This is a genomic window from Polyangium sorediatum, assembly GCF_029946465.1.
In the GTDB taxonomy this organism is placed as follows: Bacteria; Myxococcota_A; Polyangia; order Polyangiales; family Polyangiaceae; genus Polyangium; species Polyangium fumosum.
This window is the reverse complement of record NZ_JARZHI010000022.1, coordinates 154,147-167,190: the sequence shown is the minus strand read 5'-3', so window position 1 is coordinate 167,190 and position 13,044 is coordinate 154,147. Positions and strand designations below refer to the sequence as shown.

Genomic DNA, 13,044 nt, shown 5'->3' with positions numbered 1-13,044 from the left:
CCCTCTCGCCCGGGCAAAGCCCGGTCGATTCACCCCCCGAGGCGAGCTCGCTTCGCGATCTCGCAGAGCATCGAACCGTTCGATGCTCTAGCTCCCGGGAGCGACGTGCCCGAGGCGCGCCGCGGCGTCGAGCACCCGTGGTGAGGACCCGATGCCTCACCCGTCGCGGCGTCGAGACATCATCCTACCCGCGCGCGGCCCGACCCTCCTACGCAGGTTCCTCGGTATTTTCGGGGGTTCACCCTCTGGCACGACGGTTGCCATTGCGCGCAGAACTTCGCCCCTGTACACCCTCCGGTCCCGAGGAACCATGTCCCGACGTACACTCCTTTCGGCCGCGATGCTGGCCGCCCTCCTCTCCGCGCCTGCGGCCTCCCACGCGCAGAACGCCGCCACCAAACAATACGTGGACGTCGCGATCGCCGACCCGCCCAAGCAGGACGGGCTCGAGATCACCATGAAAAACGGCGCCACGTTCTCGCTCGTGGACACGCGCGACGTCGTCGGCGTCACGCCGAATGGCTCCACGCTCACCGTGGGCCTCAAGTTCGACGGCGTCGCGACGTACCGGCGTCGCGGCCACGAATGGCGCACCGTCCTCGGCATCAACGAGGCGCTCACGAAGACGCCGGCCCTCGAAGAGCCCGTCAAGAGCGCCGACGCCTTCACCATCGAGAGCACCTACCTTTATTTCGTGCGTCCCTGGTTTGGCCCCTTCGCCCGCCTCACCCTGGGCACGCCCCTCTTCCGTGGATTCGACGTCCGCCCCACCGACACCACGTACTCCATCGCCCGCGTCGCCGGCACGGTCGATACCGTCACCTCGCGCCGCCTCACGCTCACCGATCCGTTTCGTCCGCTCACGCTGAAAGAGACCGTCGGCCCCTTCGCGCGCCCTGTCTCCGGGGATCGGTTCAACCTGGAGACCCGCATCGGCGTCGGCGGATTGCAGACGTTTGCCGACGGCCAGCTCATCTTGAAGGACGACACGGCCACGGCCGATCGCGTCGAGGTGCAGGAGCTCCGCGACGTCCTCCAGGTCGGCGTCGAGGGGTCGCTCGAAATGTGGGGCTCGTTCTCGGACAAGAAGATCTCCTACAAAGTCGGCGTGGGTGCGCTGATCCCGGCGTGGAACAATGACATCCCCGCGGCCGGGGAAAGCAAAAAGAACCCGTTACAGCTCACGAACCTGGACATCGGCGCCGCCATTTCCTTCAAAGTCGTCGAGTGGGCGACGCTCGATTACGAGCTCAAGCTCGTCCGCCAGCCCCAGCTCACCGATCAATGGCAGATACGTAACGGAATGATGCTCACGCTCGGCCTCGGATACTCCAGAAAACCCCCCGCGCCGCCCGAGCCTGCGAAGCCCGCGAAACCCGCGGCGGAGGCCGCGCCGGCCGAAGCGACCCCCGCGCCGGCGCCAGCCCCGAAATAAGCATCGTTCGTGGCGGACGACCGGCCCGAACGGCCGGGCACGTCATGTGCAAATCCCCTGCGGGTCCGGGCACTTCTGCGAAGAGAAGGCTCATGACGACGGGGGGAACCGATTGAAATCCAACAAATACATCGTCTTCATTGCCGCGCTCCTCGCGCCGGCGTGCACACCCGACGAGCCCTCCACCCAGTCCGCGGGAAAATCTCTCCTCGACCCGCCGGCGGAGGGCGCGGGCCTTCAATATCGGATGACCTCCACCATCGCCTCGGGGACCGAATCCTACGGTTGCCAGCTCTTCCAGGTGCCGCCCGAGGGGCTCGTGATCCGGGGGCAGGACGTCGTGTTCGGCCTGGGCGGACATCACGTCCTTTTGTATCGGACCCCGTACAAGGAGATTCCGTCCCACGACGAGGAGGGGATTGCCGTCGACGCCCTCACGGAGCACGATTGCTCGCAGGGCGCCACCGCGCGCTGGAAGGTCGACGCCGTGCTCGGCGGATCCGAGAGCTTCGGCAGCGTGGGGATGCTCCATCGATTGCCCGACGGCGTCGGCGTCATCGTCGAGCCCTCCACGGTGCTCGTCATGAGCACCCATTACCTCAATACGACCACCGCCCCGATCGAGGTCGACGCCCGCATCAACGTCTACACCATGCCCCGCGAGGACCTCCGGATCGAGGCCGGCCTCTTGTACATGGACAACCACGTCCTCCGCGTGCCGCCCCTCGGCGAGGCCGCGGCGCGCATGCGTTGCCCCGTGCCCGCCGACGTGCAGGTGGTGAGCTTGCAATCGCACATGCACGCGCGCGGCGCCTCCTTCGACGCCGCGCTCCGCGCGCCCGACGGGACGACCACGTCCATCTATTCGACGACGTCCTGGCAGGAGCCGCCCGTACGCGAGCTCGATCCGCCCCTGGTCTTCCGTCAGGGGAGCACCCTCGACATCCGCTGCAATTACCGAAGCAGCGAGACGCGGCCCATCGCATATGGCCTCTCCTCGACGGACGAGATGTGCCAGCTCATCGGCCCGTATTTTCCGAAAAACGAGGCGTTCGAGCGGTGCCAGGATACGAGCGGCGCGCCGTCGGCGACGTGGGTGGGCAGCGGGAAGGCCAGCGGGACGGAGACCGTCACGTGCCTCGGGGAGGCGTTGAAGGGCGAGAAGGGCGTGGGCTACGCGTATTACGATTGCGTGCACCGCGCCTGTCCCGCCGTCGCGGCCGAGGTCTCGGCGCTCGTGCGTTGCCACGAGGTGAAGCGCGGCAAGGAATGCGCGCAGCGGTGCCAGGGCAGTGATCTCGGCGATTGCGCGGCCTGCCTCGCGCAGGCCTGCGGCGTGGAGGATCAGGCCGCGTGCGACGCGACGTGCGGGTGAAGGGGCATGAGGCTCAGACGGTCGGCGCGACCGTCGCGCCCGCCTGCGTGATCTCGGGCTTCCTCCGGCCGTGACGGTAGGCGCCCACCGCGACCACGATTCCACCGATCACGTTCATGGCCAGCGCGAGACAGACATTGATCAGCGACTCCGCCGTCCCCATCGCCACGAGCGGGGCCATGTTCGGGGCCTCGGCCGCGTACATCAGCGTCGTGACGATCCCCGTGCAGAAGCCGAGGAAGCCCGCGGTCAGGGTGAGGAGCGCGAGCACGGCGGGCAGGAGGAGCCGCCCTTTGCCGGGGTTTCTCGCGTACCCGAGGGCCGCGCCGAACAGAATGATGCCGAAGAAGAGCGTCGGGTACATCCCGAAGCCGCCAAGCCTGAATGCCTCTCCCATGGGAAACCTCCGTTGGTCAGGGTCGTTCGTGGGTCGTATGTCGCCCCGCCGTGGATCCAGCGGGGCGGTGCAGTCGGACCCCGGCCGCGCGTGGATGTTCCCGGGATCGAGCCGTGCCCGACCGCGCATTTTCTTCGCGCCTGCGTGAAAGCCGCGCCATGCGCCCACGCGCGTCACGATCCCCACCCCGCGCTCATCCAGGAGGAGCGGCGCGACGTCGTCGGGTGGGCGGTACCGGCTCTCGGAGAGTGTGGGCGGGTCCTCTAGCCGTGCAGGGGGGGCGGCGCCGCGCGGCACCGCCCCTGAAGATGCCTCGGGGCTATCTCACAACTCGCAATGGGTCGCGGTGGTCGCGTCCTGACGATAGACCCCGGGTTTGCCTGTGACCGGCCGGAAGTCGTACGTGCAGTCGCCGAGCGGCGGGAAGTTCGGGAATCCGGCGCGCTTGAAGACGGCGATGCTGTTTTTCAGGTTGTCCTGCGTCGGCTTGAAGTGCCCGCTGTCATTCGTGATCCATTGAATCGCGCCGTTCGTGACCTGGATCGTGCCTGCACCGATGACGGCGATCCGTTGCTGAACGCTCGCTGCCGGCTCCTGGCTCGGCGTCGGCAATCCGTAGACCGATCCCATCAGGATTCCTGCGTGCGTGGTCAGCCTCGGCTTGTTGCAAGTCGCGGTCGATCCGCCTGGTGCGACGGACGCCGGAATGCAGTTGGCCGTTCCGCGAACCTGGATGTAACGCCCGTCGACGTTGACCAGGTAGATCTTGCTGGTTCTTCCGTCGATCACGTACAGCGTTTCCCTGTGCTGGCCCCCCGTCCACGTATTCACCAAGGTATTGTCGGACTTGTAATACGCGAGCCCGTCGCTCTTGAAGATGACTTCATACGAGGCGAGAGCGTCGTTCGGGATGCCCTTTGCACAAGTGGGCTTGCTCAGCCACGACTCGCACACGCCGTTGTCCTTGGTGCCGTTGTCGTTGTATTCATAGAAGACAGTAAATTCTTTGCAAATCTGATTCTCGGGACAGGCGGGCTGGCAGGTGCCGTTCCCGCCGACGCTCAATCCCGGTGCGCAACTGGTCCCATACCCAGTACACGAACACGATTCCTCGATGCAGCAGAAGTTGAACGGAAAGTAGACGCACTGTTCCCGCGTGCACGTGGTGCACGGCCTCTGATTGACATTGCCGCAGGACGATGAGCTGCTCGCCGCCGCCACCAATCTCGACGACACCGACCCCGTCGTCGAAGGGAGCGTTCCTCGGCTTTGCTGGATGTCGGCCTCGGTGATCGTGTATCCCTTGCTGGCGGCGACTGCGATGAGTCGTTCGTCCGTCGTGGCTGCGCGCAAGGCGGCCATCAGACCGTGATCACCGACCGCGGCGTTCAGCAATGCAACCATCGCCGCGTTGTACGTCGGTTGCGCCGGGTCAGGCGGCTGGGTACACGTGACCGTCGAATACGGAGAGGCAACGGTGGCGGTGGCGAAGTCGAACCACGGTTTTTGCGTCGAGGCGCAAAGCTGCATGCCGGCGGCGTGCTCCACGTACGGGTCGAGCAATTGATTCGCACCGGCGCCGAAGGGTGCGGCGGTCCCGTAATTCGCGGCGCCGTTGGTCCAGGACGCCGTACCGCTCGTGGCCGTCGGCCAGAGGACGTAACTCGCATTCGTGCGGCTGCCGATCTGAGGAACGAAGAGATCGTTCCAGTTCAGCGTGATGGTCTGGTTCGACTGGCCAAAGAAGGAGATGGTCTGGTTCGTCGCATCCACGGTGATGTCCCACACGTAATGCGCGCCCGTTCTCTCGAGGAGAGAAACGACGTTGCCGCCCGCGTCGTATCCGACGATGGCCATGCCATTCCTGTCGTCGGCATAGCTCAACGCCCAGAACGTGATCCCGTTGCCGGTGCCCACGACGGGACAACTCCCGCTGCTGTTCAATGTGTCCGGTCCGTCGAGACACGTTGCCCTCAGGCCGATGGGGAGGCGAGGCGGCGGCGTCGCGTCGACGTCTTCGACCGTCGGCGTAACCACGCCGCTCGGCGCCGGCGTCGTATACGTGCAGCCGCAAACGGCCAGGCCTGCGTTCGCCGCGATGCACGATGCCACGGGCGGGTGACTCCGAACGTTGCTCCAGTTCCCCGCGAATGCCATCTTGAATCTCGCGCAAACGGGCGTGCAGACGCCGGCAGCCGCCGAATTGTTCGCGATCTGCGGACTGCAGCGATCACCCTCTGATGCGCGGGCCGCGGGAGAAACGAGAAGAAATAAGGCGAGACATACGACGTACGAGCTCTGGTTCCGCGTCATGGTCATTCCCCCTCTCTTCCATATCCGATGCCTTCAATAGCAATATCGCAGGAATGATGGTTGTCTGCAGCGGCGAATGAGGCGTGTCAACTGGGCCGTCGTTGCGCGCGCCATGCATGTCGATCTCGCTCGCGAACGCAAACTCTCGAAGCTCGACCATCTCTTCGTCCTCCTCGCCGAAGGCGCGCCCTCGGAGAGGCTGCGTCGATGCGCGCAGGACCCCTTCGCAGGACAGGAGAGGTCGCGACGGTCTCTCGACGGGGTCGCCACGTGGCGACGGCCGCCGGTCCTCGTGCACCAAGGGGGTCGCCACGTGGCGACGGCCGCCGGTCCTCGTGCACCGAGGGGGTCGACACGTTTCTACCCTCGCCTGTCGTCGTGCACCGAGGGAGTCGCCTCGCGTCGACCCCCGTCGGTCCTCGTGCACCGAGGGGGTCGCCACGTGTCGACCCCCGTCGGTCATCGTCTCCCGAGGGGGTCGCCTCGTGTCGACCCCGGCGGGTCATCGTCTCCCGAGGGGGTCGACACGAGGCGACCCTGTCGGCCCGAAGCTCGGTCCTCTGGGCATGGCCGACCTGACAGGCAGGTCTCCGCGGGCCTCAACAGTTCCTCAACAGGACCGCGGTAGGTCCTCTCCATGCTTCAAGACCGCATCCCCCTACCTTCAAGACCGCCTCGTCCTCCTCGCATCCTCGGAATCCCTCTGATCCTCGCGCTGACCTGGAGCGCCGAGGCGCGTGCCGACGAGCGCGGCAAGCTCCATGCGCTGGTCCCGGAGAATGTGACCGTCACGGCGGGCGCGTTGTTTCCGACGTTCCTGATCTACGAGAACCCCGGCCCGTGGGTGGGCGCGGAGGTCGGATGGCGAACGAGCGCCCATACGCAGGTGGTCGCGAACGCCGGCATGAGCGTGATTTGGACCCAAGGGTCGCAACGGTACCTTGGCCCGCTCGGCGTCAGCCTGCGGGTCTTTCCTTGGGAAAACGTCGGACCGTGGGCCCAGGTCGGCCTCGGCGCGATCCCCTACGTCGAGCAAATGAGCGTCCTTTTGCCCCAGAGGATCGCCAGCGCCACCGACGTCGGAGCGACCCTGACGGCCAAGGTCCAGATCGGGGCTCGTTTCTGGGGGTTCGACCTTGGTTTGGGCGTGGATTTCAATCTGCTCCCCTCGCCGTTCTACGAGAAATACACCGGAATCGAGACCCTGCCATGGGACAACACCTTCATGGTGTGGCTGGGGAGGCAGGTATGGACCCGGAGGCCGTCGTGAAGGCATTCAAGACGTGGTCCCTCCTTGCCGCGCTGGTCGCCACCGGGTGCACCCTGACGCCGGATGCGCGAGAGACGCTCGCCTCGCTCCCCGAAAGCGTGCCGGCGCCGGACGACAATCCGACCACCCCCGAAGCGGTCGAGCTCGGGCGTATGTTGTTCTGGGATCCAATCCTCTCGGGCAATCGCGACGTCGCGTGCGCGAGCTGCCACCATCCGGACTTCGCGTACTCCGATGGCCTCGCATTTCCCGTCGGGGTCGGCGGTCGCTTCATCAGCGCCGCGCGCAACACGCCGACCGTGCTCGGCACTGCCTTCAATGGGCTGACGGTCGACGGCCAGGTGCCACCCGAGCAGGCGCAGATGTTCTGGGACAATCGCGCGGAGTCGCTCGAAGCGCAGGCGCTCGGGCCGCTGAAGAACGCCGACGAGATGCGCGGCACGGCGTTCGGCGAGGACGAGATCCTGGGCGAGCTCGTCACACGTCTCGTGGCCATCCCCGCGTACACCACGCTGTTCGAAGCGGCGTTCGGCGCGGAGAGCGTGAATGCGACGAACCTCGCCAAGGCGCTCGCGGCCTTCGAGCGCACGCTGGTGCCGAGGGACAGCTCGTTCGATCGGTACATGGCCGGCGACGACGAAGCGATGACCACGTCGCAGATCCGCGGCCTGCACGGCTTCATCTCCCAGGGCTGCTCGGGCTGCCACTCCGGCCCGATGCTCTCGGACTACAAGCTGCACAACCTCAAGGTGCCGGCACGCATCGGCGAGGCCGGCTACGGCGAATCCGTATTCCCCGAACCCGAAGGCGGCGCGTTCCGGACGCCATCGCTGCGCATGGTGACCCGCACCGCGCCGTACATGCACAACGGCGTGTTCGAGACGCTCAGCGAGACGGTGGACTTCTATCACAACATCGACCACCACATCAAAGTCGACCCGCTGGTCGAGGGGGACGTCGAGGTCGCGCATGGCCAAGGTGATGACATTCTCGTGTTTTTCGAGGCGCTCTCCGAGGGGACGTTCGATCGAACGATCCCGGAGCGCGTGCCCAGCGGGTTGCCACCGGCAGGAGGAAGGTAATCATGAACGCCCGATTGAGCATGATCACCCTCGTCCTCTCCCTCGTGGCTTGCGCCTCTAGCCCCCTCGATGAGTGCACCTTGGCCCCCGTCGACGGCTGCGATAGCGTGGAGACCTGCTGCAACTCCACCGCGTGTTACTTCTTGGCCGACGGTCAGGAGTTTCCTTGTGCGAACGGCAAGGAATGCGACGCCGCCGTGGCCGATGTCAAAGCCCACTGCAAAAGCACCGCCCAATGATCGTGACGTGAGCGACCCCAAGGCCAAGCCCCGCCTCCTCGTCGTGGAAGACGACATGCAGGTCCTCCAGGGGCTCGTCAGCGGCCTCGCGCGTGCTGGGTTCGATGTCACCGTCGCGATGGACGGGGACGCGGCCACGCAGCTCGCCCTCCAGCCCTTCGACGCCCTCGTGCTCGACCTCATGCTCCCCGGCCGCACTGGCTTCGATGTGCTGGCCGCATTGAGCGGGCGTGTATCCATCCCGGTGATCGTCCTTTCCGCGCGCACGGAGCTTTCGTCGCGGATGAAAAGCTTCGAGCTCGGCGCGGTCGACTTCGTCCCCAAGCCCTTCTGGATCGAGGAGCTCGTCGTGCGCCTCCGGACCCGCCTCGCGCTTCGCGAGCAGGTCCCTCCGCGGACGTTGGCCGTGGGCTCCGTGTTCCTCGACCTCGACCGTCGAACCGCGACGCGCGACGGCGAGGACATTGGCCTCACCCGCTTCGAATTCAACATCCTTTCATGGCTCGTCGAGCGCCCGGGCCGGGCGGTGAGCCGGCGCGCTCTCGCGGAGAGCACGCTCAGCGAGGACGCCGGCGTCATCGAACGCACCGTGGATACCCATGTCTCCCGCATTCGGAAGAAGCTGGGCCATGACGGCAAGCGTATCACCACGGTGTGGGGCATTGGCTATCGATACACCCCCGCCGAGGAGCCGTAAGTGAGGTTGTCCCTTCGGGCTCGCGTGGTCCTGGCCATGGTCGTCTCTGGGGCGGCTACGGTCGTGGTCCTGCTCGCCACCACCATCGCTACCGTGAACCGCGTGCCGTTTCTGGAGCGATGGACCGTGCCCGTGGAAGATCTCACGGCGTGCGAGGCAGATCCCGCACATTGGAAGAAGGGGATCTTCGAATTCGGCGACGCGTGGGCCTACGACCTGGAAGGACGCTCGAGGAACGCGAGCGCCCCGCTCCTCGAACGCGCGCTCGTCGAGAAGGCGGTGCGTGACGGGGGGGCCGTGAGTGTGGGGGGGCCGGGTCCCGACCACGTGGAGGTGCAACGCGTGGCCGAGGCAGGGCCGTGCGCATTGATACGGGTGCGCGTCGGGGCGCCGCCCCCGGAGATGGGCAGCGCGGCCCGTCTTGGGGTGGTGCTCGGCACGGGATTTTCGCTGCTCCTCCTGGTCGGCCTCGCCACCTGGTTCGTGTTGCACCCGCTCTTGCATCGCATTGCGCAGATCCGGCGCGCGGCGGAGGCGGTGGGATCCACCGCGTACATCCCCGCCACCGATGAGATCCCGGACGCGCTTGGGGCCATCGCCGCCGTGCTCGACGCCTCCCATAGGCGAATTCTCACGAACGAGGCGGAGCTCCGGGAGCGTCAAGTGGCGCTGGAGCGGCACCTCGCCGAGATTGCGCACGACCTCCGGACGCCGCTCGCATCGCTGGTGCTCGCGGTGCAGGATCTCGTGCCGCTCGGCGGTGGACCGGAGGTCGGCCGGGCGCTCGATGACGCTGAATACGTGAACGCTCTCGTCGACAACCTGCACCAGGGGACATTGCTCCGGCGAGGCCTCGAGTCCTCCGCAGCAGGCGTCGTCGACCTGTGCGAGATCGTGCAGCGGCTCGAAGCCCGGTTCGCAGCGCTTGGGGCCCTCCGCGGCATGGAGGTGGCGGCGTCGTTCCCCGAACGGCCGGTGATCACGTCGGGCGCGCCCGCGCTGGCCGAGCGAGCGATCGCGAACCTCGTCCACAACGCCGTGCGCCACGGTCGCCACGGCGGTCACGTCGCGGTGATCCTCGAGCGGGAGGGCGACACGTTCGAGCTGACCGTCGCCGACGACGGGCCGGGCATTGGGCGAGATCAACTTGCGAGCTTGCAGGAGGCCACGTTTGGCGGCGACGAAGCTCGCCCTCGGAGCGGCGGCTTGGGACTCACCGTCACGCTGGAGGCGGCTCGACGGCTTGGCTGGGAGGTCCGATTCGAGGCCGGTGAGGCGCCGGGCCTCCGCGTGGTCGTGGCAGGCGCGTGCCGGCCCGCTGGCCTCGGCTGATCTTGCTCGAGGCCGGATGCCGTCATGGCTCGACGTCGCGCGCGGCGAACTCCGCCGCCGCACGCTCGATCTCCGAGCGCGTCGAGGCCACGTCGTACGCGGCAGGCACCTGGGCGAGCGCCTCGCCCGTCGTCTGCAATACCATCAAGTTGAATGCCACGAGCACCTCGGCCGTGGTGAAGTTGCAATGCCCGTACCGGGGGATGGGGATCTGGATCGTGCCGAACTCGCCATGCGAGAGCAGCTTCACCTGGTAAAGGCTCTGGTGCCAGGAAGGGATGATCTCGTCCCCGAGGGTGTGCATGGTGACGAGGGGAATCGTCGGGGTGCCGGAGGTCTCGTAATGCGCGACGCTCGCGAGCGCGATCGGGCTGGCCGAGAAACGCTGGACCTTCTTGTTGAGCGCAATGTCGTTGAAGGATCCGTGATAGAAGCGCGATTGGTTGTCGAACGGGTTGCCGCCGAGCTGTGTGATGCCGTCGTTCGTGGCGAACACGTTGTACCACAGGAGGCCCAGCGTCGTGTTCACGGCCGTCGCGGGATCGGCGATGTCGATCGGGGCCTTGGAGGTGCTGATGAGCTGGGCGGTGGCGAGGGGCCGCGCGGATAGCAGGGCGGCGATGCTCGGTGCGTACGTGGTCTCCCATTGCGCTATGACCGTCGGCGGGATCGAGATCGGGCTCGGGGGCAGGGCGCCCGGGAAGAAAGAATCGAAGAGCACCCGGAAGTCGCCCCAGAAATTGAGCTGCCGCCGGAAGCTGCCAATCGGCCCGCAAAGGGACAGGGCGCCGTCGAACCGCTGCGTCCCGAGCTCGTCTTCCGCCAGGATCGCGGTGACGAGTCCCCCTTCGGACGGCCCGGTCACATAGGCGCGGTCGAACGCCGACGGGAACGCGTCGATGAGGTTCCGGACATCCTCCACGCCCTCGAGGACCGCGAGGCCGTTGCGGCGGTAGCTGGTCGTGGCAAACGCATACCCCAGCGATTGCACGAGATCGGGCAGATAGGTGCCGTCCGCCATCACCAGACCATGATAATCGAGGGGTGCCATCGGCGGGACGTACCCATGGGCATACGCGACGACCTCGCCGTTCCACCCCTCGGCCGGGATGCAATACAACGTCCGGGCGCCCGAAAGCACCGGGCCCTCGAAGCATTCACCAGGTACGGCTGCCCGGGCGGTCGATGCGGTGAGCGCGCCGCTCCCGATCAGCGCAAGTGAAAGCGCGAGACGAAGCACACCTCTCTTCATACGGTCCTCTCCCCCAGGGGACGACGTATCGTCCGCGATCGGAGGTGGAGGGTAGCACCCCGATGGGCTGGCGAGAGGAAAAGATGGTAAAGGGCGCGAGAAGGAAGAACCATTCGCGCTCATTTGTCGTGGACGCCGTGCGGGCCAACCGATGCCGTTGCGTGGATGAGTTCTAGCGCTTCTTCACCCGTCCGACCGAGCCGTCGTAGTGGCCCTCCCGCCGGACGTAATACACGAAGTAGAGCCACTCCTCGCCGCTGCCCGTCCGCGCGACGCTCGGCTCGCCGACCGCCACGATATCGCCGGGTCCGTCGGGCAGCGCGTCGAGTCCGAGCTCGACGACGGGATCGCCGAACGAGGCCGGCAGCGCCGGATCCCCGCCCGAATAAGCGCTCGTCGAGATGTCGCGGAAGTCACGCGAGAAATAAAGCTTCGACGCGGCCTCGTCCACGAAGGGCTGGAACTCCTCGACGTCGGGCTTGCTGATCGCGGCGACGACCGTCTCGGAGAACGTCGCGCCCGGCAGCGCGCCCGAGGGTTTGGCGACGAAGATGTCCTTCTCCACCGGCCCCTCGGTATCGAACCAGACGTAGCCGTGACCCAACGCGGGATTCGAGTGGAATGGATCCAGCGGCACGAGCGGGAGCTGCGTGGGGGGGAAGGGGTCGGCGATGAGGAAGTTGTTCTCGAACGAATACTTCCCAAGGCTCACGGGCGCGCCGAGCTGGATGTCGGCCTGATACAGATCGGGCCCCGTGTCCGCCCCGTGCAGCGGGTCGAACGCGAAGAGCACGGACGCGGCGCCGTCCTTCGGCGCGCCGAGGTACGTGAAGCCGAACGGCGAATACGTGTAGCCATTCATGTCGATCGCGATCACGAACGGCGCGGCGAACGAGCCGTCCGGCTGCCTGCGGAACCCGTACGCGGCCACGGGCGGCAAGGCGAAGAGCTCCTGCGCCACGCCGAGCTGGGGAATCGTGTGGTCGATCTTGGTCGGCGACAGGATCCGCCCCGCGCCCGGCATGTCGGGCCGCTCGGGGGCGGCGTACGGGCCATGCGTCGCATTGCATGTGGGTGACATCGGGCTCGCGGCCTCGCCCGTGCAGCCGGGCAGGTCCTTGCCTGCAATGCAGCAGAGCAGGTCGGCCGGTGAATACGTGCTCACGATGAGCCATTCTCCATCCGGGCTCACCTCGGCCGAGTCCTCCGTGCCCGTGGTATTGACGAGCCCGGGGACACGCTCCGGCTGCCCCCACGCCGCGCCCACGACCGGCAGCACCACGGCCGTCGCCTCGGCCGAGAGATCCGCGACCTTCGCCCGCACCACCACTTCCCCGGCGTCGCCCGCGGCGAGCGTGGGTTCGACCGTGACCCGATAGGCGCCCGCGGAGACCTCGGCGACCGTGCCGGCCGTGCCGCCCTCGGCCGTGAATTCCACCGAGAGCCCGGGCACGGGTTTCCCGTCGCTCGACGTCACGCGCGCCGTGACCTCGACGGGATACGGCGCGGGCCCATCTTGCCGCGCGAGATCGAGGTGGATCGACGCGGGTGTTCCCGCCGTGGGTTTTGAGGGGTCACCCTCCGAACCACACGCGGCGAGGGAAAAGGGGACGAGGAGCGCGAGGGATCGGTATCGCATCGAGCCATTCTAG

The 13,044-nt window shown here is 66.9% G+C and carries 12 protein-coding genes; 7 read left to right on the top strand and 5 right to left on the bottom strand.

Annotated features, from left to right (window positions below; all coding sequences use genetic code 11):
- The first annotated feature begins 310 nt into the window (after nt 1-310).
- Both QHF89_RS24575 and QHF89_RS24570 read left to right on the top strand, forming a co-directional pair.
- Nucleotides 311-1,435 (top strand): hypothetical protein, encoded by a 1,125-nt coding sequence (locus QHF89_RS24575; protein WP_284720903.1) that lies wholly within the window; start codon nt 311-313, stop codon nt 1,433-1,435.
- A gap of 112 nt (nt 1,436-1,547) precedes the next feature.
- Nucleotides 1,548-2,810: a monooxygenase gene (locus QHF89_RS24570; protein ID WP_136971915.1), complete on the top strand. Its 1,263-nt coding sequence runs from the start codon at nt 1,548-1,550 to the stop codon at nt 2,808-2,810.
- A gap of 13 nt (nt 2,811-2,823) precedes the next feature.
- Here QHF89_RS24570 and QHF89_RS24565 read toward each other — a convergent pair whose 3' ends face one another.
- The 3 genes from QHF89_RS24565 to QHF89_RS24555 form a co-directional block, all read right to left on the bottom strand.
- Nucleotides 2,824-3,207, bottom strand: coding sequence for a hypothetical protein (locus QHF89_RS24565; protein WP_136971914.1), 384 nt, complete (start codon nt 3,205-3,207; stop codon nt 2,824-2,826).
- Nucleotides 3,208-3,531: 324 nt separating this feature from the next.
- Nucleotides 3,532-5,124 (bottom strand): Nif11-like leader peptide family natural product precursor, encoded by a 1,593-nt coding sequence (locus QHF89_RS24560; protein WP_284720902.1) that lies wholly within the window; start codon nt 5,122-5,124, stop codon nt 3,532-3,534.
- Nucleotides 5,125-5,437: 313 nt separating this feature from the next.
- Nucleotides 5,438-5,680 carry a hypothetical protein gene (locus tag QHF89_RS24555; RefSeq protein ID WP_284720901.1) on the bottom strand — a complete coding sequence of 81 codons (243 nt, stop codon included), beginning with the start codon at nt 5,678-5,680 and terminating at the stop codon, nt 5,438-5,440.
- Between the two features lie 477 nt (nt 5,681-6,157).
- Between QHF89_RS24555 and QHF89_RS24550 the strand changes: the two genes are divergently transcribed.
- Genes QHF89_RS24550 through QHF89_RS24530 form a run of 5 tightly spaced genes read left to right on the top strand, consistent with a single transcriptional unit; the run spans nt 6,158 to nt 10,140 of the window.
- On the top strand, nt 6,158-6,790 hold the full coding sequence (locus QHF89_RS24550) for a hypothetical protein (protein ID WP_284720900.1): 633 nt from the start codon (nt 6,158-6,160) through the stop codon (nt 6,788-6,790).
- Nucleotides 6,769-7,872: a cytochrome-c peroxidase gene (locus tag QHF89_RS24545; RefSeq protein WP_284720899.1), complete on the top strand. Its 1,104-nt coding sequence runs from the start codon at nt 6,769-6,771 to the stop codon at nt 7,870-7,872. The genes QHF89_RS24550 and QHF89_RS24545 overlap by 22 nt, the downstream gene beginning before the upstream one ends.
- Nucleotides 7,873-7,874: 2 nt before the next feature.
- Nucleotides 7,875-8,111: a hypothetical protein gene (locus QHF89_RS24540; protein WP_136970207.1), complete on the top strand. Its 237-nt coding sequence runs from the start codon at nt 7,875-7,877 to the stop codon at nt 8,109-8,111.
- Nucleotides 8,112-8,118: 7 nt separating this feature from the next.
- The gene (locus tag QHF89_RS24535) at nt 8,119-8,808 is read left to right on the top strand and encodes a response regulator transcription factor (RefSeq protein WP_284720898.1); all 690 of its coding nucleotides are present in this window, start codon (nt 8,119-8,121) and stop codon (nt 8,806-8,808) included.
- Nucleotides 8,809-10,140 (top strand): sensor histidine kinase, encoded by a 1,332-nt coding sequence (locus tag QHF89_RS24530; protein WP_136970209.1) that lies wholly within the window; start codon nt 8,809-8,811, stop codon nt 10,138-10,140. It abuts the gene before it with no gap.
- 22 nt (nt 10,141-10,162) lie between these two features.
- On the opposite strand, the gene QHF89_RS24525 is transcribed toward QHF89_RS24530, so the two are convergent.
- Together QHF89_RS24525 and QHF89_RS24520 are read right to left on the bottom strand one after the other, a co-directional pair.
- On the bottom strand, nt 10,163-11,392 hold the full coding sequence (locus QHF89_RS24525) for a hypothetical protein (RefSeq protein ID WP_284720897.1): 1,230 nt from the start codon (nt 11,390-11,392) through the stop codon (nt 10,163-10,165).
- Between the two features lie 172 nt (nt 11,393-11,564).
- The gene (locus QHF89_RS24520; RefSeq protein ID WP_136970211.1) at nt 11,565-13,031 is read right to left on the bottom strand and encodes an Ig-like domain-containing protein; all 1,467 of its coding nucleotides are present in this window, start codon (nt 13,029-13,031) and stop codon (nt 11,565-11,567) included.
- Nucleotides 13,032-13,044 lie beyond the last annotated feature (13 nt).

What these genes read in the sequence shown, in the direction of transcription:
- QHF89_RS24575 (WP_284720903.1), top strand. Translation starts at nt 311, where the DNA reads ATGTCCCGACGTACACTCCTTTCGGCCGCGATGCTGGCCGCCCTCCTC.
- QHF89_RS24565 (WP_136971914.1), bottom strand. Translation starts at nt 3,207, where the DNA reads ATGGGAGAGGCATTCAGGCTTGGCGGCTTCGGGATGTACCCGACGCTC.
- QHF89_RS24555 (WP_284720901.1), bottom strand. Translation starts at nt 5,680, where the DNA reads ATGGTCGAGCTTCGAGAGTTTGCGTTCGCGAGCGAGATCGACATGCAT.
- QHF89_RS24550 (WP_284720900.1), top strand. Translation starts at nt 6,158, where the DNA reads ATGCTTCAAGACCGCATCCCCCTACCTTCAAGACCGCCTCGTCCTCCT.
- QHF89_RS24545 (WP_284720899.1), top strand. Translation starts at nt 6,769, where the DNA reads ATGGACCCGGAGGCCGTCGTGAAGGCATTCAAGACGTGGTCCCTCCTT.
- QHF89_RS24540 (WP_136970207.1), top strand. Translation starts at nt 7,875, where the DNA reads ATGAACGCCCGATTGAGCATGATCACCCTCGTCCTCTCCCTCGTGGCT.
- QHF89_RS24525 (WP_284720897.1), bottom strand. Translation starts at nt 11,392, where the DNA reads ATGAAGAGAGGTGTGCTTCGTCTCGCGCTTTCACTTGCGCTGATCGGG.
- QHF89_RS24520 (WP_136970211.1), bottom strand. Translation starts at nt 13,031, where the DNA reads ATGCGATACCGATCCCTCGCGCTCCTCGTCCCCTTTTCCCTCGCCGCG.